The 20087-nt window shown below is 67.8% G+C and carries 17 protein-coding genes, 1 tRNA gene and 2 pseudogenes; 11 read left to right on the top strand and 9 right to left on the bottom strand.

The features are described 5' to 3' along the window. Positions 1 to 71 precede the first annotated feature (71 nt). From KXC42_RS13685 to lexA, 3 genes are all read left to right on the top strand, one after another. A tRNA-Leu gene (locus tag KXC42_RS13685) sits at positions 72 to 148 on the top strand. 79 nt (positions 149 to 227) lie between these two features. Continuing rightward, positions 228 to 761 carry a hypothetical protein gene (locus tag KXC42_RS13690; RefSeq protein ID WP_064852355.1) on the top strand — a complete coding sequence of 178 codons (534 nt, stop codon included), beginning with the start codon at positions 228 to 230 and terminating at the stop codon, positions 759 to 761. A 14-nt stretch (positions 762 to 775) separates the two neighbouring features. Continuing rightward, entirely contained in the window at positions 776 to 1438 is a 663-nt protein-coding gene (gene lexA / locus KXC42_RS13695) for a transcriptional repressor LexA (protein WP_033097654.1), read from the top strand. Between the two features lie 12 nt (positions 1439 to 1450). Here lexA and KXC42_RS13700 read toward each other — a convergent pair whose 3' ends face one another. Continuing rightward, complete coding sequence (locus KXC42_RS13700; RefSeq protein WP_052040090.1) at positions 1451 to 2323, bottom strand: hypothetical protein; 873 nt, start codon at positions 2321 to 2323, stop codon at positions 1451 to 1453. A gap of 137 nt (positions 2324 to 2460) precedes the next feature. On the opposite strand from KXC42_RS13700, the gene KXC42_RS13705 reads away from it, so the two are divergent. Together KXC42_RS13705 and KXC42_RS13710 are read left to right on the top strand one after the other, a co-directional pair. Further along, a complete protein-coding gene (locus KXC42_RS13705; RefSeq protein WP_064852356.1) occupies positions 2461 to 3033 on the top strand; it encodes a hypothetical protein in 573 nt (190 codons plus the stop codon). A gap of 142 nt (positions 3034 to 3175) precedes the next feature. Then, positions 3176 to 3688 (top strand): hypothetical protein, encoded by a 513-nt coding sequence (locus tag KXC42_RS13710; protein WP_200358139.1) that lies wholly within the window; start codon positions 3176 to 3178, stop codon positions 3686 to 3688. A gap of 353 nt (positions 3689 to 4041) precedes the next feature. Here KXC42_RS13710 and KXC42_RS13715 read toward each other — a convergent pair whose 3' ends face one another. Then, positions 4042 to 4581 (bottom strand): flavodoxin domain-containing protein, encoded by a 540-nt coding sequence (locus KXC42_RS13715; RefSeq protein WP_006554024.1) that lies wholly within the window; start codon positions 4579 to 4581, stop codon positions 4042 to 4044. Positions 4582 to 4818: 237 nt separating this feature from the next. Between KXC42_RS13715 and KXC42_RS13720 the strand changes: the two are divergent. Next, positions 4819 to 5632 (top strand): annotated as a pseudogene (locus KXC42_RS13720) (universal stress protein). Between the two features lie 37 nt (positions 5633 to 5669). Here the strand turns inward: KXC42_RS13720 and ppsA are convergent. Continuing rightward, entirely contained in the window at positions 5670 to 7955 is a 2286-nt protein-coding gene (gene ppsA, locus KXC42_RS13725) for a phosphoenolpyruvate synthase (protein WP_219129164.1), read from the bottom strand. Between the two features lie 129 nt (positions 7956 to 8084). On the opposite strand from ppsA, the gene KXC42_RS13730 reads away from it, so the two are divergent. From KXC42_RS13730 to KXC42_RS13740, 3 genes are all read left to right on the top strand, one after another. Next, positions 8085 to 8627 carry a potassium channel family protein gene (locus KXC42_RS13730; protein WP_219129165.1) on the top strand — a complete coding sequence of 181 codons (543 nt, stop codon included), beginning with the start codon at positions 8085 to 8087 and terminating at the stop codon, positions 8625 to 8627. 121 nt (positions 8628 to 8748) lie between these two features. Next, positions 8749 to 9552 (top strand): SbmA/BacA-like family transporter, encoded by an 804-nt coding sequence (locus KXC42_RS13735; RefSeq protein ID WP_257605823.1) that lies wholly within the window; start codon positions 8749 to 8751, stop codon positions 9550 to 9552. Beyond that, the gene (locus KXC42_RS13740) at positions 9510 to 10493 is read left to right on the top strand and encodes a TIGR00341 family protein (protein ID WP_219129166.1); all 984 of its coding nucleotides are present in this window, start codon (positions 9510 to 9512) and stop codon (positions 10491 to 10493) included. Before KXC42_RS13735 ends, KXC42_RS13740 begins: the two co-directional genes overlap by 43 nt. Positions 10494 to 10500: 7 nt before the next feature. Here the strand turns inward: KXC42_RS13740 and KXC42_RS13745 are convergent. Beyond that, positions 10501 to 11199 (bottom strand): annotated as a pseudogene (locus KXC42_RS13745) (alkyl sulfatase C-terminal domain-containing protein). A gap of 262 nt (positions 11200 to 11461) precedes the next feature. Here KXC42_RS13745 and KXC42_RS13750 point away from each other — a divergent pair. Together KXC42_RS13750 and KXC42_RS13755 are read left to right on the top strand one after the other, a co-directional pair. Further along, positions 11462 to 12874 carry a wax ester/triacylglycerol synthase family O-acyltransferase gene (locus KXC42_RS13750; RefSeq protein ID WP_257605824.1) on the top strand — a complete coding sequence of 471 codons (1413 nt, stop codon included), beginning with the start codon at positions 11462 to 11464 and terminating at the stop codon, positions 12872 to 12874. 179 nt (positions 12875 to 13053) lie between these two features. After that, a complete protein-coding gene (locus tag KXC42_RS13755) occupies positions 13054 to 13929 on the top strand; it encodes a cyclopropane mycolic acid synthase family methyltransferase (RefSeq protein WP_019289685.1) in 876 nt (291 codons plus the stop codon). Positions 13930 to 14023: 94 nt separating this feature from the next. Here the strand turns inward: KXC42_RS13755 and KXC42_RS13760 are convergent, their stop codons facing one another. From KXC42_RS13760 to nuoL, 5 genes are all read right to left on the bottom strand, one after another. After that, positions 14024 to 14164, bottom strand: a complete 141-nt coding sequence (locus KXC42_RS13760; protein ID WP_162648018.1) for a hypothetical protein — start codon at positions 14162 to 14164, stop codon at positions 14024 to 14026. Positions 14165 to 14249: 85 nt separating this feature from the next. Then, on the bottom strand, positions 14250 to 14771 hold the full coding sequence (gene msrA, locus KXC42_RS13765) for a peptide-methionine (S)-S-oxide reductase MsrA (RefSeq protein ID WP_219129167.1): 522 nt from the start codon (positions 14769 to 14771) through the stop codon (positions 14250 to 14252). A 66-nt stretch (positions 14772 to 14837) separates the two neighbouring features. Continuing rightward, on the bottom strand, positions 14838 to 16442 hold the full coding sequence (nuoN, locus tag KXC42_RS13770; protein WP_219129168.1) for an NADH-quinone oxidoreductase subunit NuoN: 1605 nt from the start codon (positions 16440 to 16442) through the stop codon (positions 14838 to 14840). Then, a complete protein-coding gene (locus KXC42_RS13775; protein ID WP_219129169.1) occupies positions 16439 to 18130 on the bottom strand; it encodes an NADH-quinone oxidoreductase subunit M in 1692 nt (563 codons plus the stop codon). Before KXC42_RS13775 ends, nuoN begins: the two co-directional genes overlap by 4 nt. Before the next feature lie 13 nt (positions 18131 to 18143). Continuing rightward, entirely contained in the window at positions 18144 to 20036 is a 1893-nt protein-coding gene (gene nuoL / locus KXC42_RS13780) for an NADH-quinone oxidoreductase subunit L (RefSeq protein WP_219129170.1), read from the bottom strand. Positions 20037 to 20087: the final 51 nt, after the last annotated feature.

The raw sequence follows: 20087 nt of genomic DNA on the forward strand, positions 1-20087 counted from the left end.
GCAGGGTGGAACGTAAGAAGGGTACCGGTGCGCGCCCGCTTCGCCCGATCCTCTACAGTGGTGTCCGCAACGCCCCCGTATCCCAATTGGCAGAGGAAACGGATTCAAAACCCGTCCAGTGTGAGTTCGAGTCTCACCGGGGGCACCACTTTTCGGTTCGCGCCACACGGCCGGAGCACGCCTTCCGCATCCCGCCGATTCCGCCTCCGCTGTCGTAATGTTCCGGCGTGAGTATCTGGGTTCCCGTCGTCGTTGCACTCGTCACCGGGGTGGTGTCGTGGGCGGCCGCACGTCTGTCGCGCGAGCTGTCCCGTCGAAACCTCCGGACCCGGATCGCAGCCGATCTGGCCATCTACAACGGACTCGGCGACGAGTTCCGGAAGCGCCCCCTGCGGGAGAGCGTCGATGCCCGGTTGTGGCAGCTCGCGGCCCAGTCGATGCCGTTGGCGCCGGGATCGCGTCCGAAGCCCAGGATCCGCCGGATCCTGGCCCTGATCGCAGTGGTGTTGGTCGCCGTCGGAGCGCTCGTGTTCGTGGAACTCGTCCTGGGCATCCGGGAGGGCGACTCGGCGCGGGTGGCGCTCGCGCTGCTGGCAGGTGCCCTGGTCGGATTCTCGATTCCCGGCCTGTCCGCCGATCCGGCGGAGTTGCAGGAGCGGCAGCTCATCCGGGCGCTGCGGGAGCGACGGGCCATGGAACAGCTGCAGAACGGGCAGAGCTCCTCCGCAGGTACTCCCCCGGACCTGGCGGAGACCGCGTAGCTACGATTCTCCGGGTGACCGGTTTCGACGAGTTCGACATGTTCGGGGGCCTCGACCCCGCGTCCCTGCCGCTGCGCCAGCAGCAGATCCTGGCCGCGATCCGCGACTGGATCGTTGCGCAGGGATCGTCGCCGAGCACCCGGCAGATCGCCGATTCGGTGGGTCTGCGGTCGACGTCGACGGTCTCGAAGCATCTGAAGAGCCTCGCGGACAAGGGTTTCCTCCGCCGCGGCACCGCTGTGGCACGCCAGCTCGACGTGCGCCCCTTCCTCGGCTCGTCCGGCGGTGAACGCGCATCCGACGACACCGTGACCGTGCCGGTCGTCGGCGACATCGCCGCGGGCGCACCGATTCTCGCCGAGGAGCACACCGACGACCTGCTCACCCTCCCCCGCGATCTGGTCGGCTCCGGCACGGTCTTCGCGCTTCGCGTGCGAGGCGACTCGATGGTCGACGCGGCGATCTGCGACGGCGACACAGTGGTGGTTCGGCGGCAGCACGAGGCCCACTCCGGTCAGATCGTCGCGGCGATGATCGACGGCGAGGCGACGGTCAAGGTGTACCGGCGCCGAGGCGGCCACGTCCACCTCGAACCCCGGAATTCCGCCTATCCCGTCCTCGACGGCGACGAGGCGGTGGTGCTGGGCACCGTCGTGTCCGTTATGCGCCGCATCTGATGCCTACCGGGATCAGCCGCAGATCGGATCGGTGACGACCGGCGGCAACCCGTCGAGGAGATCCTGCGCGGGCGGCCCGAGAAGCGGATCGTCGGCGAGCCGGCACAGCGGCGGGCAATCCTGCAGAGAAGGACCGGTCTCCGGTCCGGGTGGGACCCTTTCGGTGAACGCGCCGAGGACGTGCTCCGAGAGCGTCCCTGCCGATCCGTAGGTCGACGCCGCGACCGAGAAATCGGGACCGAACGAGGCGGAGGCGTGGAACGAGCGGTCGTCGCTCCAACCCCGCTTCGTGCCGATCACTCCGGCGATCAGCGCCGTGCCGTAGTCCTGCGGATATCCGTCGACCGCGGTGTCGTAGGCCGTGGCCATCGCGGCGAGCACCGGCGAACCGGGATCAGTGCGCTTCTTCGTCTCGCGATAGGTGACCATGTCGTGCGTCGACGTGGTGCCCACACCCCAGTAGCCGGGCACGTGGGTGTCGGTGAGCCCGAACTCCGCCGCGGTCGACGAGATCGCCTGGGGGTATTCCGCGTGCAGGCGGTCCGCGATCGCGTCGTTCGACGACCGGATCATCTCCGTCGCGTCGGCGTGATCCGCAGGATCGACGTAGGTGAGAACGTACTCGGCCGGATACATCTTGACGATCGACACGTCGGCGCGGGACTCGTGCTCGTTCGCAGTGCCGGCGCGCAGACCGGTCGGGGTGTGCGCGAACGAGATCTGGGTACTGCTGGGAGCAGGGATCGCGCCGGTGTCGTCCACGATCGGCGCGGGCGCTGCGGAGGCGATGTGACCGCCGAGGGCGGTGAGGGCGGCTACGGCGAGGGCTGTCGCAATCGGGCGGTTACCCCGAAGCGGACGAGCAGTGACGGCCGCGACCTGCACGCGGCCGTTCCTGTCGGTGCCCGCCTCTACAGTTCGGTCGTCCGAGGATCGCTCCGGAACCAGCGACACGAAACGGATCCACCATGTCGATGCCCGCCACTCCGCCCACTCGTCGACCGTGCCGATCGTCTGTCCCGGTGCGCCCCGCTCGCGGACCGGGCTCCCGGGTGATCGCGTGCCGGACGACGATCCCGTTCGGGCGCGACAACGACGGCACGCCCGTCTCGTGGGATCTGTCCGCCGGACGGCACCTGCTGATCCGACGCGACGAGCGCCGCTCGTCGCCCAGCGTGTCGCTCGACCTGATCGCGATGACGACACTGACCGGCGGCACCCACAACCTGGTGGTCATCGATCCGCACCGTCGTCATCGCTGGCTCGGTGGCTCCGCCTCGCTCCCCACGGGGCCGTGTTGCTGGGCCACCACCACCGATCAGATCACCGACGTGGTCGCCGAACTCGATTCGCCGGTCGTCGACCCCCCGCGCGTGTTGCTCGTCGCCGATCTCGCCGCGACGGTCGCGGCGCTCGACGACGAGGGGCGCACCCGGCTCGCCCGGGTAGCCGTGGACGCACGCGAACACCAGTTGCTGCTCGTCGCCACCACCGCCGACACGAATCCCCGCTGGTATCCCGAGGGGCTGATCGACGCGTTCGACGACATCGTCGCGCGGCGGCGCGAGGAGAGTCCGTCCTTCGGCCTTCGCTGATCGCTCGATCGGCCGAGGAAGTTCTCGATACCCCGTAATGCTCGATTGACGCCGACAAAGACCGATCGAGCTGCCACAATCGTTCTACGAACACCCTCCCGTAGCGACTCGGTGATCGTCACGGTGCGCGGAGGACGGATCGATGAACGTCGGCAAAGTGGTCATGCTGGTCATCGGTATTCTGCTCGTGCTCCTCGGAGGCGCTGCCGCGGTCGGAGCGCTCATTCTGGGGTGGTTCTTCGTCGTCCAGCGCGCCGACGGTTTCGTCACCGGTCCCGAGGGGACCCTCCGGACGCAGACGCACGCGTTGGTCTCCGAACGTCTCGACCTCGTCACCGACGATCAGAGCCCCACGGGTCTGCGCAGTGAGGACATCGGCCGGCTTCTGGTGCAGGCCACCGCACTCGATCCCGCATCGGCGGTGTTCGTCGGGATCGCTCCCGGCGGGGAGGTCGAGGCCTATCTCTCAGGGGTCGCCCACACCGTCGTGACCGATCTGCGGTTCGAGCCGTTCGAGGTCACCTACCGTGACGTTCCCGGGGGCGACACCCCGGCTGCTCCTTACGCGCAACAGTTCTGGGTCGCATCGGCGGAAGGGACCGGCACCCAGCAAGTGGAATGGGATCTGCGCGACGGCACATGGACCGTGGTGTGATGAACGCCGACGCATCCGCAGGGATCGGCGTGGACGTGCGCGCCGGGATCCACATCGACCTGCTCGGACCGGCCGTGCTCGCCCTGCTGATCCTCGGTCTGGTTCTTCTCGCCGTCGGTGTCCCTCTGCTGCTCGCCGGCGCGGTCGGACTCGGTCGGCACGGGCCTCCGCCGCCCGGTCCGGTGTCCGCTCCCGCTACCGGCTCCACTCCGGTCACCGCACCTTCGCACCCGGCGGCGGTGCCCTATCCGGTGCATCTGCGCGGCGATCTCGACGAACCGTTGTCGCGGTGGCTGTGGCTGGTGAAATGGCTAGGTCTCCGTCACTCCCCCGGCCGGCCCGACCGGCACCGGTCAGCCCTGATCACGCGGTATATCGATGAGGCCTTCCCGGATCCTCTCCGTCCACGCGTCGACGTCGACCCAGTCCCGGGCATCGCCGTAGTGTCCGCCCATCAGCCGGAAGACGATCCGCCCGATTCCGGCCCAGTCGCCCGAAGCGATGGCACCGGCGAAGAAACGGTGATCACGCACATCGGTGATCGAACGGAGGTTCTGCACCGCCCGAGGTTCCGGCGTGACCCGTCGCAGATATGCCGCCACCCGGGGCGAGAGAATCGTGCTGGTCGCTCCGATCGACGAGACGGAGAACGCCCACACCGGTCGCCCTTCCGATTCGGTGCCCAGCCGATAGATCGCATCGGAAGCCTCGGGGAGCCACTGCCCGTTGTGGATCGCACTTCCGACGATCAGCGCCTCGTACGTTCGTACCGACGCGACATCGCCGAGCGCGCGCAGTTCCACGGCACCGCGGCTTTCCAGTCCCGCAGCGATGCGTTCGGCGATTCCCCGCGTCGACCCTCGAGCGGTCGCGTAGCCGATCAGGACGGACATGGCGGGGCCTTTCGGTAGTGGGTGATTGCGCCGGATGCAGTCTCCAGTGTGAGAAGCGGCGTGCACGGCACGTGAGGGTCTTCGGTCACTTCCTGCGGGCAGGTCGGGACCGTCGACTCTTGTGCGACCGACCGGTCCGAGCGTGTGCTGGCAGGGTCCCGAAACCGCAGGATCCCGGAAAAAGCAGGGCCCGAAACGGCCGTGCCCGCAGCTCGGACAGGCACCGAGGTGATCGTGATGACAGCACACCACCCCATCGTCGCCGGAGTGGACGGATCGAGAGCGTCCCTGCAGGCCGTGGTCTGGGCAGCTCGCGAGGCGGAACGGTGCCGGCTCCCGTTGTCGCTGGTCACCATGGTGTCGGTCCGCAACACGTTCGGTGTCCCGATCGGCATGCCCGCCGGATTCTTCGAGCAGGAGGGATCCGAGGGACGCGACATGCTCCTCGATGCCGCCGGATACGCGCGCCGCGCGGTGCCCGAGGATGAGCTCGACATCGAGACCCACCTGTGCACCGATTCTCCGTCGCTCGAACTGGTGGACCGATCGAAGTCGGCGTCGATGGTCGTGGTCGGGGCCGGGGCCGGGGACAACCGGTTCGGCTGGGAGCGATTCGGTTCGGTCAGCCGAGCGGTGGTCACGCGTCCGGTGGTCGTCGGCGTCGACGGTTCGGAGCACAGTGTGCGCGATGTCCGCCGCGTTCGAGGAGGCCTCGCTGCGCGGCACCGACGTGGTGGCAGCCCACGCGTGGTCCGACCTCGATGTGCGCGGTCCGTTCCGATTCCGGATCGAGTGGGACAGCGTGGAGAACAAGGAGCGGGCACTGTTGTCCGAGAGTCTCGCCGGGCACGGCGAGGAGTTCCCCGACGTGCGGGTGCACCCGGTGGTGGTGCTGGACCAGCCCTCCCACTATCTGGCATCGCACGCTGCCGATGCGCAGTTGCTCGTTCTCGGCCGTCGTGGTCGAGGCGGGTTCCCGAACCTGATGCTGGGATCCACCACATGGGCGCTGCTGTACACGGTGACCTGGCCCGTGATGGTCGTCCCGTAGTGCGCGGCGCCCCTGACGAAGGACGGTTCCCCGCCGGTCATGCCCCGGCGCGCCGGGCGCGGTCGAGCAGGATGCGTTGTTCCGCTCGCGCCACCGTCCGTCTCGTCTGCGCCGCGGCGTCGGGCGCGACCGACACGGAGGTGATGCCGCGCCGCACGAGATGCTCGGCGAGGTCGGTGCTCGTCGACACGGCCTGACCGCACAACGACGTCGTCAGTCCCGCGGCCGAGGCCCGTTCGATGATGTGGTCGATCGCGTCGAGCACCGCGGGGTCGAGGGTGTCGAACAGGTCCTTGCACACCTCCGAGTCCCGGTCCACGCCGAGCATCAACTGCGTGAGGTCGTTGGTTCCGATGGACACGCCGTGGATGCCGAGCTTCGCGTATTCCGGCAACCAGTAGACGACCGACGGGACCTCGGCCATGATCCAGCGCTGCATGCGCTGGTCGGAACCGAGCGGATGCCGGTCGAGTTGGGCGAGGCAGTCCCGCAGCTCCCAGCGGGTGCGCACGAACGGGATCATCAGATGCACGTTCGGGTGTGTGCGCCGAACCCGGTGCAGCACATCGAGATCCAAGGAGAACAGTTCCGGATCCCGGATGTACCGGAAGCACCCGCGGTAACCGATCATCGGGTTCTCTTCGTGGGGTTCGACCTCCCCACCCTCGAGATCGGCGAATTCGTTGCTGCGCAAGTCGATCGCACGGTATACGACCGGACGCGGGGCGAATGCCGCCGCGATCCGCGCCAGGCCACCCGCCATCTTCTCCACGTACTCGTCGCGGCGTCCCTGCGCGATCATGTGCGAAGGGTGTTCGCCCGCGAGTGCTTCGGTGATCATGAACTCGGCACGGAGCAGACCGACGCCGTCGACATCGGTCGCGGCGACCGACTCCGCGGCATCCGGAGTTGCGAGATTGACGTAGACCGCTGTGGCCGTAACGGTTTCGGCGGCGACGGCCGACGCCGCAGGCGCGGATACCGTCGCGACGGGCCGTTCCGCCGTGTGGACTGCGCCGTCGAACACCACACCGGCGTTGCCGTCGACGGTGATCAGTTGCCCGTCCTTCAGATCCTTGGTGGCGGTACGTGCACCGACCACGACGGGCTTGCCGAGTTCGCGTCCGACGATGGCCGCGTGGCAGGTGATACCACCACCGTCGGTGACGATGCCGCCGGCGCGGCGCAGAATCGGCAACCAGTCGGGTCTGGTCATCGGCGCCACGATGATCTCGCCGTCGTTCAGCTTCTTCCCGTCGACCAGTTCGTGGAGCACCCGCACTCGGCCGGTCGCCGTCCCGGGGCCGGCACCGAGACCGGCCAGCAACGCTCGTGCCTCGCCGTTTCCGGACGGGGCGGGCGCCGCCGGTTGATCGAGCGTGGTGATCGGGCGGGTCTGCACGATCCACAATTCGTCGTCCGCGAACGCGAACTCGAGGTCCTGGGGGCGCCCGTAGTGCTCCTCGACTCCGGCGGCCAGGCGCGCGACGCGCAGGAGCTGATCGTCGTCGAGCACTCGGGTGCGGCGCGTGGGATCGACGGCGACGCGACTGTCCCCGCTGTCGGTGGAGGTGATGCGGAACTCCTGATGACCGAGACGCACGTCGAGCACCTCGAGGCCGTCCTTCGCGACGACATAGGTGTCGGGTTCGACCTGCCCGCCGACGACGACCTCTCCGAGACCGAGAGCTGCCTCGATGACGATGCGATCGAGTTCGCCCGTGCGCGGGTCGGCCGTGAAGGCCACGCCCGACAATTCGGACTTCACCATCACCTGGACCACCACCGCGATGGACGGCTCGTCGGTCACCCCGCGCAACCCTCGGTAGGTGCGGGCGCGTTCGGACCACAACGAGGCCCAGCACGCCTGCACCGCGCGGATCACCGCGTCCGGACCGATGACGTTCGTGTACGACTCGTGGATCCCGGCGAACGATGTGTCGGAGGCGTCCTCCGCGGGAGCCGACGACCGCACTGCAACCGGCGCGTCGGGACCGAGGCTCTCGTAGGCGGAGACGATCGCCGCGCGCATCCCGGCCGGGAGGGTCGAACCCGTCACCAGGGCGGCGAGTTCCGCGGAGGTACGGATGAGGGTGGCGTCGTCGATATCGGGGTCGGGCACGGCCTCGGCGGCCAGTCGGGATCGGATGCCGGCTGCGTCCATCGCGTCGAGATAGGCGGCGGTGGTGACGGCAAACGCCGGCGGTACCGGAAAGCCTGCGCGGGTGAGCTCTCCGAGGTTCGCGGACTTGCCACCGACGGTCGGCGCGTCGGCGGCGCCCACCTCCGCGATCGGTCGGACCCACAGTTCGTGTTCGGTCATCGACGACTCCCCACACTCCCCGCCCGCGTCGACCTTCCGGGCCGGATCGGATACTCGGTCTTCCCATCGTCGCCCCGGCCCGATCGATACCGTAGGGGCAAAGGTCATCATTCCGGGACGGGGACGACCGTGGCCGATCCTCCGCGCACACCCGATCCGCGGGAGCGGAGACGGTTGATCCTGTCTGCGGTCGCGCGACCCGCACTCACCGCGCTCGTACTGCTCAGCGTGTATTTCGTCGTTCCCCTGGATCGGGTCACCGGCGTGTCCGACGTGTTGTTCCTCGTCGGGGGTGGTGTGGTGGTCCTGCTCGTCGGAGGGTGGCAGGTCCACAGGATTCTCGCCGCGGAGTATCCGGCGGTGCAGGCGATCGAGGCGCTCATCAGCGTCGTGTCCCTGCATCTCGTACTGTTCGCAACCGTCTACCTCCGGATGTCGGACGTCGACCCGGACAACTTCACCGAACCGCTGTCCCGTATCGACGCGATCTACTTCTGCCTGACCGTCTTCGCCACGGTGGGGTTCGGGGACATTGCTGCCGAGTCGGAGTCGGCGCGCGCCGTGGTGTCGGTGCAGATGGTTGCGAACCTGATCTTCTTCGCGGTCGGGGTCCGGTTGCTTACGGCCGCGGTGCAGTGGCGGCGGCGCAGCCGCGGTGACGACGAGGGGTGAAATATCCAGGTTCGGTCGACCGGATTCCACGACTTCGCATTCCCACTGCAGGCTGCGGGGTGATCCTTGTAGGGATGTGACTGTAGGGATGCGACTCCAGTGACGCCTGTCGGAGGCCAGCATGTTGGATTCGGGAACCGTCGTCGTCGACAGCGTCATGTGGACGGCGAAAGCGTTTGTGATCACTGCCCTGGTCTTCGTCGCCGTGGTCGCCGCGCTCGTACGGTTCACGGGTTGGGGTCGTCAGTGGTGGCGCATCGCCGCGTCCTTCTTCGAGCCGCGCCACGGCGCCGGCGGCCTCGCCCTGGCCGCGATCGTATTGCTGCTGACGGTGTTCGCCGTGTGGATGAGCGTGCTGTTCTCCTACTGGTACAACGACTTCTATACGGTGATCCAGAATCGGGACGAGTTCGCCTTCCGGCGGGTCATGCGGATCTTCGCGATCCCGGCGACGAGCCACGTGGTGCGTGCGCTCGTCGGCTACCTTCTCGCGCTGACCCTCGACATCCGGTGGCGGACACCTCTGAACGAACGCCTCGTGGACGACTGGTTCGATTCGGGGTCCTTCTACAAGGATCGGTTCGTCTCGTCGCCGGTCGGCAATCCGGATCAGCGCATCCAGCTCGACATCACGAATCTCGTCACCACCACGCGGGTGCTGTCGATGGGGGCGGTGACGGATTGTTCCTGTCCCAGCCGTGATCGTCGGTGTCGGGCATCGCAGCACTCTCGACGTCTTTCACGACCGCGTCCTCGAACTCCGCGGCGAAGGACGCTGGGTGGTCTCCGACCTGCAGAAGTCGCGATGATTCCCGCTCACCGGCCGCCGGTGCCGCGGTGTCGGATCCGGCCGGACCCGACGACTCTTCCGGGAGGTGCTGAATGTTCGACACGCTTGTGCCCGATTCCCAGCGACGTAGCCTGACCGAACTCGACGAGCGTCTGGATCTGTCGGTCGGCGATCGGCAGGCGAAGCGGTCGGCGTTCTGGACGATGCTCACGCTTTCGGCGGTCATCGCCGTGGCGGGGGTGGTCAGTGATTCGACGGCCACCGTGATCGGGGCGATGATCGTCGCGCCGTTGTCCACCCCGATCCTGGGGGTCGGCCTGGGGATCGCGGTCGGACGCGGTGTGTTGATCGCGCGCAGCGTCGCCCGGATCCTCGGCGGCGTCGTCCTGGTGGTCGTCCTCGGAGTCGTCTTCGCTCAGGTGCTCGCGAATCCGGGCAACGTCCTGTCGAACTCGCAGGTCCTCGGTCGCACGTCGCCGACCTTGATGGATCTGACGGCGGCCATGGCGACCGGACTGGTCGGGGCGATCGCGGTGACACGCCGCGATGTCGGGGACGTCCTGCCCGGGGTCGCCATCGCGATCTCGCTGGTGCCTCCGCTCGCGGTGGTGGGTGTCTGCCTCGGCTCCGGCGCACCGACCCTCGCACTCGGCGCGTTCGTGCTGTTCGCATCCAACGTGGTCGCACTGATCATCACGGCCACAGTGGTTCTCGTCGCCGCAGGCTACTTCCGGGAGGCGGCGGAGACGGTCCGGCCCCGGTGGAGGCGGGCCTATGCCGTGCTGGCGGTGGCGCTGGTCGTCGTCGCGGTGCCGATGGTCGTCAATTCGATGGCGTCGTTGTGGGCACGGCAGATCTCCGCGCAGGCCACGCAGTGGCTCGACGGGACACCCGGTGCGGAGGTCACCGGTGTGGACTGGCGCGGCACCACGGTGGTCGTCTCCGTGCTCGGCCCGGCCGAGTTACCGCCTCTGGACGAGCTCGACGCCGCGGTCGATGCGGTCCTGCCCTGGGATTCCGCCCTGCAGGTCGTCCATACCGTGGGCACGAACATCGAACGGGTCGACTCGGAGTGAGGGAAGGTCAGAGGGTGACGGTCGCGAAGTCCGGATCGGGTTCGTCCAGCACGCTCGCCAGCGTCGCGAACACGCCGTCCGTCCCGTCGACGGTGATGCTGCCGTCCGCCACGAGCGGCGTCGGGTCGGCGCCGCCGAGCAGCACCGCGACGAGCAGCGATCGGGTCAGGGTGATGGTGGTGTCCGGGGTGGGCAACGATCAGTCGGTGTCGAAGTGCACCAGGAGTCCGTTGCGCAGCTGCATGCGATGCACGACGTTCTCGTCGGTGAAGTTCCAGTCGATCGTCAGCGTCGTCGACCATGCCCGCGGACCGCCCACACGCAGTGCGGGCGCGTCGAAGATCTGGTCGATCGTGAGCGCACCGACGATGTCCGGGTCGGCAGTGACGGTCGGCGTACCGACGGCACCATTACGGAGTTCGTAGGCGCCATGAGGAAGAAGTTCCGCCAGGTGCCGTCCTTCGAAGGACCGGTGAGCCTTCTCCAGGACCTGATCGGCGCCGCCCATGAACTCGATGTGCCGCTTCGCCGAGTCGACGGGAGTGTGCTCCCACAGCTGTGCGGGATCGATCCGCCTGCGTGTTCCGGACTGCGGCGGGCATGTCGGCCGATGGGTCGGACATCGCGATCCTTCCGGGTGATCTGGAGGACCCGGCACATCGTGGAGAGTCGAGTTCGTGATTTCCGTTCCTGCCCTCGACTGCATTTTCGGCACGCGTTCCCGAATCACGGCTTCCGCCGAGATCGACCGGCGAAATCGGGGCCACTCGAAGTTCGCAAATCGGACAACAATTCTCGTTTCGGTCGGAAATCGGGCGTCCGGACTTGGCGATATGGCCCGGTATCGCGTAGTAGTTGTGTCGCGTCATAAACTTGTGATGGGGGTCATGGTTTGACGCACATGTCGGCGGGGCAGCAGGGGGCCTCGCCGCGAACTGCCCGGCGATCCGGGTGGAGGAAATGTGCCGATGCGTCCACCCATGTCGCCCACCGATTCGATGTTTCTCCTCGGGGAGTCCCGTGATCATCCGATGCATGCGGGCGGACTGATCCTTCTCCGGCCTCGTGAAGGCACGACCGCCGCGGATCTGGGAGCACTGTTCACCGCCGCCGCGGAGGACGGCGAGGTCGCTCCGCTGTGGCGTAAGCGCGCGGTCCGCTCCCTGGGCACCTTCGGCCAGTGGGCCTGGGAGGAAGACGGGAACTTCGACCTCCCCTACCACGTGCGACGCAATGCGTTGCCGCAGCCCGGCGGGCTCGACGAACTGTGGGATCTCGTCTCCCGGCTGCACAGCACGCTGCTCGACCGGAGCCGGCCGTTGTGGCAGATGCATGTCATCGAGGGTCTCGCGGACGGCCGGCTCGCCGTTTACACGAAGATCCACCATGCCCTCGCCGACGGCGTGGGCGCGATGAAGTTGCTGCGCCGCGCCCTGAGTCCGGACTCCGAGCAGACCGACATGCCGGCACCGTGGTCGCTCTTCGACGCGCCGAGCCGCTCCCACTCGTCCGGGACCGCGCTAGATCTTCCCGAAGCCGCGATGCAGGCGGTGCGGACGGCGACGTCCGAGGTCACCGGTTTCGTGCCCGCGCTGGCCGGCACCGTGAACAGGGCGCTGCGCGGCGGTGGCGGATCGCTGTCGCTCGCCGCGCCGAACACCATGATCAACGTGCCGATCTCGGGGACGCGCCGGTTTGCCGCGCGCTCGTGGACGCTGACCCGCCTGCGTGCTGTGTCGAGAGCGGCCGACGCGACCGTCAACGATGTCGTGCTGGCCATGTCGTCGGGAGCACTGCGCGCCTTCCTGAGCGAGCAGGGGGCGTTGCCCGACAAGTCGCTCGTGGCCATGGTCCCGATGTGCCTGCGACCCGACAAAGATTGCGCCGGAAACGAACTCGGTGTCCTGATGGCTGATATGGGTACGGATCTCGCCGATCCGGCCGACCGGCTGGCCCGGGTGTCGGCATCGACGACGCAGGGCAAGGCCTCCATGCAGGGGATGTCCTCCCTGTCCCGGTTGGCGGCCAGTGCACTCGGCGTCGCGCCTCTGGCGGTGGGGATCCTCACCCGCAATCGTGCACTCCCGCGACCGCCCTTCAACGTCATCGTCTCGAACGTGCCGGGAGCTCCGGATCCGTTGTACTGGAACGGCGCTCGCGTGGATGCGGTGTATCCACTGTCCGTGCCGGTCGACGGTCAGGCACTGAACATCACGTGCACGAGCACCGACGACGCGATCGCTTTCGGCCTGACCTCGTGCAGTCGCAGCCTGCCGCAGCTGCAGCCTCTGCTCGACCACTTCCATACCGCCCTCGGAGAGCTGGAGGACGCGTTCGACATCGTGCCGGTCGCCGACGAGACATCCGTCCGTGCGGGCTGACACCACGGAATAACGGCAGCACGCCGGTGCCCGAGTCGGACATCTGCCCCAGGAATCGCCGTTCCCGTGGGAGAAGGCGCTCTGCCGGAGCACTATCGACCGATAGCGGTGTATCGCCGGGACGCACCGACGCCCCGCACCGGAACTCATGTCCCACTCCTCGCGGAGAGTAGGTCCGAATGCAGCAACTGACGCCGTTCTACGAGAAGGTCCAGACCCACTACGACCTGTCCGACGACTTCTTCGAACTGTTCCTCGACCCCACGCGCACGTACAGTTGCGCCTACTTCGAATGCGACGACATGAACCTCGAGGAAGCTCGGATCGCGAAAGTCGATCTTGCTCTCCGTAAGTGCGATCTCCGGCCCGGGATGACGCTGCTGGATATCGGTTGCGGTTGGGGCTCGACGATGATGCGGGCGGCGGAGCGATACGACGTGCACGTCATCGGTCTGACGTTGAGCCGAAACCAGTACGAACACGTGTCAGGTCTGCTCTCGGGCATGTCCTCCGGAGGCCGTACCGCGGAAGTGCGTCTACAAGGCTGGGAGGAGTTCGACGAGCCGGTGGACCGCATCGTCAGCATCGGAGCGTTCGAGCATTTCCGCCGACAGCGGTACGACACCTTCTTCGACCGCGCCTCTCGCATCCTGCCCGACGACGGCAGGATGCTGCTGCACACCATCGTGGGCCATTCCCGCGCCCAGTTCGAGGCGATGAAGGTGCCGGTCACCCGCGAGGACGCACTGTTCCTGCGGTTCATCATGAGGGAAATCTTCCCCGGAGGACAGCTCCCCGACCGGGATCTGGTCATCACCGGCGCACAACGCAACAGCTTCTGGGTGCAGAACATCGAGTCCCTGCAACCTCATTACGCTCGCACGCTCGACCTGTGGGCGCGAGCCCTCGAGGCGCGGCGCAACGACGCGGTGCGGATGGCCTCCGAGGAGGTCTACCAGCGATACATCAGGTACCTCACCGGGTGCGCCGCGAACTTCCGACGTCGCCTCATCGACGTCCAGCAGTTCACCCTCGTGAAGCAGCAGCACCGCTGAGGCTCGGTCCCGAGCGGACCGACGGCAGAACGAAACCGGGGAGCCTACACGCCGATCCGCTGCCCGGGTGGACAACGGACCGGCGAGGGACAGATCATTGCGGGCCGCGGCGCTTCTGCTGCAGCTTGGCGAGCATCTCCTTGGCCTTGCGCTGATTCTCCGGCTTGGCCGCTTCGCGTCGGACGACCTGGATCGCCTTGACCACGGCGGCGCTCTTCATAGCCTTGCCGAACATTCCCATCGAGCACTCCTCCGCAGTGGCGTCACAACCTGTACCTCCACGATACGGATCCGCGGAAGGAACCACCCGTGCGCGTGATTCAGTTCGCCGCGTCGGTGATGCGACTGTTCGGCAGCTTCCAGCCCGGCCGCGGGAAGTGGCAGGTGTACCCGTTCGGGTAGTGCTGGAGATAGTCCTGGTGCTCGGGTTCGGCCTCCCAGAAGGTGCTCGCGGGAGTCACCTCGGTGACCACCGTGCCGGGCCACAGACCCGACGCCTCAACGTCGGCGATGGTGTCCACCGCGACCTGCTTCTGCTCGTCGTCGAGGTAGAAGATCGCAGAACGGTAGGACGCCCCGACGTCGTTGCCCTGCCGGTTCAGGGTGGTCGGATCGTGGATCTGGAAGAAGAACTCGAGCAGTGCCCGGTAGTCGGTGCGTGCGGGGTCGTAGACGATCTCGACGGACTCCGCGTGCCCCGGATGGTTGCGATAGGTGGGGTGATCGTTCTGCCCGCCGGTGTAGCCGACCCGCGTCGACACCACCCCGGGCTGTCTCCGGATCAGCTCCTCCATACCCCAGAAGCATCCGCCTGCCAGAATCGCCTTGCGTGTATCGGTCATTACGCCTCCTCGGGAGGTGGAACCGATACGAGGGCCGCGACATTCCCGGCCTGCACCCGTTCGTGGTCAGAGCACGAACACCGCCGCCCGCTCGGCGAGGTCGAGGACGGGTTGCGGCAGGATGCCGAGCAGCACCGTCGCCACCGCCGCGAACGCGATCGCGGCGCTCGTCGCCACGGTCGAGGTCGCGAGCCGCGGGGCGTCGTCGGTCGGGTCGGTGAAGAACATCAGCACGATCACCCGCACGTAGAAGTACGCGGCGACCGCGCTGACCAGCACACCGACGATCACGAGCGGAGCCGCACCCCCTTCGATCGCCGCGCCGAAGACCGCGAACTTCGCGATGAACCCGCTGGTGAGCGGAATGCCCGCGAGCGACAGCAGGAACAGCGCGAACGCCCCGCCGAGCAGCGGTGAGCGCCGCCCGACACCGGCCCAGCGCGACAGCTCCCACGCCTCGCCGTCCGGGTCGCGCACCAGCGTCACCACGGCGAACACACCGACCGTCCCGATCCCGTAGACGAGCAGATAGAACAGCGTCGACGACACCCCGGACGCGGTGCCGGCCACGACACCGGTGAGCACGAATCCGGTATGGCTGATCGCCGAGTACGCGAGCATGCGCTTGATGTCGTTCTGCGTCACCGCCAGAACCGCACCGACGATCATCGTCGCGATCGCAACGGCCCACAGGATCGGACGCCACTGGTCGGCGGAACCGGGAACCGCGACGTAGAGCACACGCAGTAGTGCACCGAAGGCGGCGATCTTCGTCGCGGCGGCCATGAACGCCGTGACAGGGGTCGGTGCGCCCTGGTAGACGTCCGGCGTCCACGAATGGAAGGGCACCGCTCCGATCTTGAAGAGCAACCCGACGGCCAGCAGACCCACCCCGACGAGCGCGGTGGTCTCGTTGCCCGCACCGGTGTCGATGGCCAGGGCGATCCCACCGAGGTGGACGGTCCCGGCGTAGCCGTAGAGCATCGCCACGCCGTACAGGAAGAACGCCGACGAGAACGCACCCAGCAGGAAGTACTTCAGTGCTGCTTCCTGGGAGAGCAACCGGCGGCGCCGTGCCAGACCGCACAGCAGGTACAGCGGCAGCGACAGCACTTCGAGCGCGACGAACATCGTCAGCAGGTCGTTCGAGGCCGGGAACACGAGCATCCCGCCCACCGCGAACAGCAGGAGCGGGAAGACCTCGGTGCGCGCGCCGCCCGCCGCGAGCGCCTGCCGTTCGGCCGCGGTACCCGGGATCGCCGACGCCTGGGGCGCGAATGCGTCGAGATGCGCACCGGCCGCGGCGCGGGAAACCGATTGCGCGCGGACCTGTTCGATACTCCGTTCCGCGACGAGCGCAACCGACAGCACCGCCACGATCAGGACCGATCCCTGCAGGAACAGCGCCGGTCCGTCGATCACGACCGCCCCCGACAGGGTGGTCGCACGGGTTCCCGCGAGCATCACCACGGCGACGAACGCCGCCACGAGCGCGCCCGTCGTCAGGAGCACGTGGGCGAGGTAGCGTGCCGAGGCCGGCGCGAACGACTCGATCAGCACACCGACGACGGCGGCGGCGAAGACGATGAGGATCGGTGCGATCAGTCCGTAGTCGATCGCCGGGGCGGGAATTGATGCGGCTGGAACGACGATGCCCTCGGAGGGGTTCATTCGGCTTCACCTTCCTCGGAACCGTGCGCGGGAACACCACTCTCGGCGACGGGTCGCTCGGGGGGCACCACCGGTTCGGGCCGGGAGATGTCGATCGAGACGAGCGTGTCGTCGACCGCCGGGGTGATGACATCGAGCGCGGGTTTCGGATAGATCCCCAGAACGAGCAGCAACGCGATCAGCGGCGCGACCACCGCGACCTCACGAGGCACGAGATCGGAGAGCCTGCGGGTGTGTTCGGCACCGTCGTTCCCGTCGTCACCGTCGTCCCCACCGGGCAGGCGCACGGGTCCGCCCATCATGCGCTGGTAGAGCCACAGCACGTAGAGCGCGGACAGCACGAGCGCGAGTGTCGCGATCACCGCGGCCACCTGGTAGCGCGGATAGGTGCCGACGAAGACGAGGAACTCGCTGACGAACGGCGCGAGCCCGGGCAGGGACAGGGTCGCCAGTCCGGCGACGAGGAAGGTCCCGGCGAGGACCGGAGCGACCTTCTGCACCCCGCCGTAGGCGGCGATGGTGCGGTCTCCGCGCCGCGAGACGAGGAAACCGGCGATGAGGAACAGTGCGGCCGTGGAGATCCCGTGGTTGACCATGTACAGCGTCGAGCCGGCCTGCCCCTGCGAGGTCAGGGCGAAGATGCCGAGGACGATGAACCCGAAGTGCGAGATCGAGGTGTAGGCGATCAGGCGCATCACGTCGGTCTGACCGATCGCGAGCACGGCGCCGTAGACGATGCCGATGACGGCGAGGGTCACCACGACCGGTGCGAAGGTCACCGAGGCGTCGGGGAAGAGCTGCAGGCAGTAGCGCAGCATGCCGAAGGTGCCGACCTTGTCGACCACGGCCATCATGAGCACCGCCGCGACCGGCGTGGTCCGCACCGCCGCGTCGGGTAGCCACCCGTGCAGCGGCCACAGCGGGGCCTTCACCGCGAAGGCGACGAGGAAACCGAAACACAGTGCACCGAGCACGGCGGGGGTCGCGTCGAGGTCCCCCGAGACGGCGGCGGCGGTGACGGTCCGGACGTCGAAGGTGCCCACACCCGCGGTCTCCCCCAGCCCGGATCGGGCAGTGACCACGTACAGCCCGATCAACGCGGCGAGCATCACCAGTCCGCCGAGCAGGTTGTACAGCAGGAACTTCACGGCGGCGCGTGCCCGGTCGGCGCGCGGTGTCCTCGGCGAACCGAACCCGCCGATGAGGAAGTACATCGGGACGAGCATCGCCTCGAAGAAGACGTAGAACAGCAGGATGTCGAGGGCGGTGAACGACACGAGCACCATCGACTCGACGAGCAGGATCAGCGCCACGTAGGTGTGCGCGGAACGCGGGCGGGCTGCGCCGGCCTCCTCGTCGGCGGCGCGGTGATCGTGCCACCCGGCGGCCAGGAGCAACGGCACGAGCGCGGCGGTCAACAGGACCAGCACCAGGGCGATGCCGTCGACGCCGAGCCGGTAGCCTGCGCCGAACGAGGGGATCCAGTCGTGCGATTCGACGAACTGGAAACGCTCTCCCCCGCGGTCGAATCCGACGGCGACGATCACCGCGACCACGAGAACGGCGATCGACACCGCGAGGGCGATCGACCGGACGGCGGAACCGAAGCGTGCGGGCAGAGCCATGATCGCGGCGGCGCCGAGCAGCGGGAGCACCCACAGGATCGTCAACCAGGGAACGGTGGTCATCAGTACACCCCCATCACAGCGTCACCAGGACGAGCGCACCGACCACGACGGTCGCGCCGGCGAACATGTACAACGCGTACGAACGGACGAAGCCGGTCTGCAGCAGGCGCAGTCCGCGCGAGAGCGCACCGATCCCGGTGGCGGCACCGGTGACGGAGCCGTCGATGCCGGTGGATTCCACGGCGCCGAGGGCGCGCACCAGACCCTGACCGGGACGCATGAACACCGCTTCGTTCACGGCGTCGCCGTAGAGGTCGCGACGTGCGGCGACGGTGAGCACCGACACCGCCTCGGGGGCCGTCTCCGGGACCGGTGCGCGCACGTACTGCCGGTACGCGACGGCGACACCGGCGAGCACGACCGCCAGCGTGAGGGTGGTGACGAGCCAGACGGGCAGACCACCTTCGTGATGGTCGTAGCCGACGACGGGTTCGAGCCAGTGCTGCAACGCGCCACCGAGCACCAGCAACCCGCCGGCACCGACCGAGCCCACGGCGAGAGCGATCATCGGCCAGGTCATCGAGGCCGGCGACTCGTGTGGGGTGGCGTCGGGCGCCCATCGCCGGTCGCCGAAGAAGGTCAGGATCATCACGCGGGTCATGTAGAAGGCGGTCAGCCCCGCACCGAGCAGCGCGACGAGACCGAGCACGATGCCTTCGACACCGCCGGCGGCGAAGGCCACTTCGATGATCTTGTCCTTGGAGAAGAACCCGGCGAACGGCGGGATGCCGATGATCGCGAGGTAGCCCAGCCCGAAGGTGGCGAAGGTGATCGGCATGACCGCGCGCAGTCCGCCGTAGCGGCGCATGTCGGTCTCGTCGTTCATCGCGTGCATCACCGAGCCGGCGCCGAGGAACAGTCCGGCCTTGAAGAAGCCGTGGGTGAGCAGGTGCAGGATCGCGAAGGCGTACCCGGCGGGGCCGAGTCCGGCGGCGAGCACCATGTAGCCGATCTGGCTCATGGTCGACGCGGCGAGCGCCTTCTTGATGTCGTCCTTGGCGCAGCCGATGATCGCGCCGAAGAGCAGTGTCGCGGCGCCGACGATCACCACCGCGAGTCGTGCGGCCGGTGCGGCGTCGAAGATCGCGTTCGCGCGGACGACGAGGTAGACACCGGCGGTGACCATCGTGGCGGCGTGGATGAGCGCGGAGACCGGGGTGGGGCCCTCCATGGCGTCGCCGAGCCACGACTGCAGTGGCAGCTGGGCGGATTTCGCGCACGCGGCCAGGAGCAGGCACAGGCCGATCGCCGTCACCGTGCCTTCGGTCGCCGCGGGTACCGCGGTGAAGACCGTGTCGTAGTCGAGGCTGCCGAAGGTCGCGAACATGATCATGAGGGCGACGAGCAGCCCCATGTCGCCGACGCGGTTGACGACGAACGCCTTCTTCGCGGCGGTCGCGGCGGTGGGCTTGTACTGCCAGAATCCGATGAGCAGGTACGAAGCGAGACCGACGCCCTCCCATCCGAGGTACAGGACGAGGAAGTTGTCGGCGAGGACGAGCACCAGCATCGCCGCGAGGAACAGGTTCAGATAGGCGAAGAACTTCCGGCGCTCCGGATCGTGTGCCATGTAGCCGATCGAGTAGAGGTGGATCAGCGAGCCCACGCCGGTGATGAGCAGTACGAAGCAGATCGACAGCGCGTCGAGCCGCAGTCCGAGATCGACCTGCAGTTCTCCGACCGGCACCCAGGTGAACACGGTCTGCTGCGCGAGTCTCTCGCTCGCGTCGAGTCCGCGCAGTCCGGCGAACATGACGACGCCGACGACGAACGAGGCGATCGCCGTGGCGCATCCGAGCAGATGTCCCCAGCGGTCGCTGCGACGCCCGAAGAGCAGCAGAACGAACGCGCCGGCCAGGGGCAGTGCCGGTATCGTCCACAGCGCCGAGTTCAGGAACGAAGTCATGCCGCGTGTCCTCTCGGTTCGTCGTGGGCTCTCACACTCACCGTCCTCGTA

It is taken from the genome of Rhodococcus sp. LW-XY12, from assembly GCF_019317345.1.
GTDB classification, from domain to species: Bacteria; Actinomycetota; Actinomycetes; order Mycobacteriales; family Mycobacteriaceae; genus Rhodococcus; species Rhodococcus pyridinivorans.

Bases quoted from the DNA above. Each gene is read 5' to 3' on its own strand.
- KXC42_RS13710 (WP_200358139.1), top strand. From the start codon at position 3,176: ATGAACGTCGGCAAAGTGGTCATGCTGGTCATCGGTATTCTGCTCGTG.
- KXC42_RS13715 (WP_006554024.1), bottom strand. From the start codon at position 4,581: ATGTCCGTCCTGATCGGCTACGCGACCGCTCGAGGGTCGACGCGGGGA.
- ppsA (WP_219129164.1), bottom strand. From the start codon at position 7,955: ATGACCGAACACGAACTGTGGGTCCGACCGATCGCGGAGGTGGGCGCC.
- KXC42_RS13735 (WP_257605823.1), top strand. From the start codon at position 8,749: ATGTTGGATTCGGGAACCGTCGTCGTCGACAGCGTCATGTGGACGGCG.
- KXC42_RS13740 (WP_219129166.1), top strand. From the start codon at position 9,510: ATGTTCGACACGCTTGTGCCCGATTCCCAGCGACGTAGCCTGACCGAA.
- KXC42_RS13750 (WP_257605824.1), top strand. From the start codon at position 11,462: ATGCGTCCACCCATGTCGCCCACCGATTCGATGTTTCTCCTCGGGGAG.
- KXC42_RS13755 (WP_019289685.1), top strand. From the start codon at position 13,054: ATGCAGCAACTGACGCCGTTCTACGAGAAGGTCCAGACCCACTACGAC.
- KXC42_RS13760 (WP_162648018.1), bottom strand. From the start codon at position 14,164: ATGTTCGGCAAGGCTATGAAGAGCGCCGCCGTGGTCAAGGCGATCCAG.
- msrA (WP_219129167.1), bottom strand. From the start codon at position 14,771: ATGACCGATACACGCAAGGCGATTCTGGCAGGCGGATGCTTCTGGGGT.
- nuoN (WP_219129168.1), bottom strand. From the start codon at position 16,442: ATGAACCCCTCCGAGGGCATCGTCGTTCCAGCCGCATCAATTCCCGCC.
- KXC42_RS13775 (WP_219129169.1), bottom strand. From the start codon at position 18,130: ATGACCACCGTTCCCTGGTTGACGATCCTGTGGGTGCTCCCGCTGCTC.
- nuoL (WP_219129170.1), bottom strand. From the start codon at position 20,036: ATGACTTCGTTCCTGAACTCGGCGCTGTGGACGATACCGGCACTGCCC.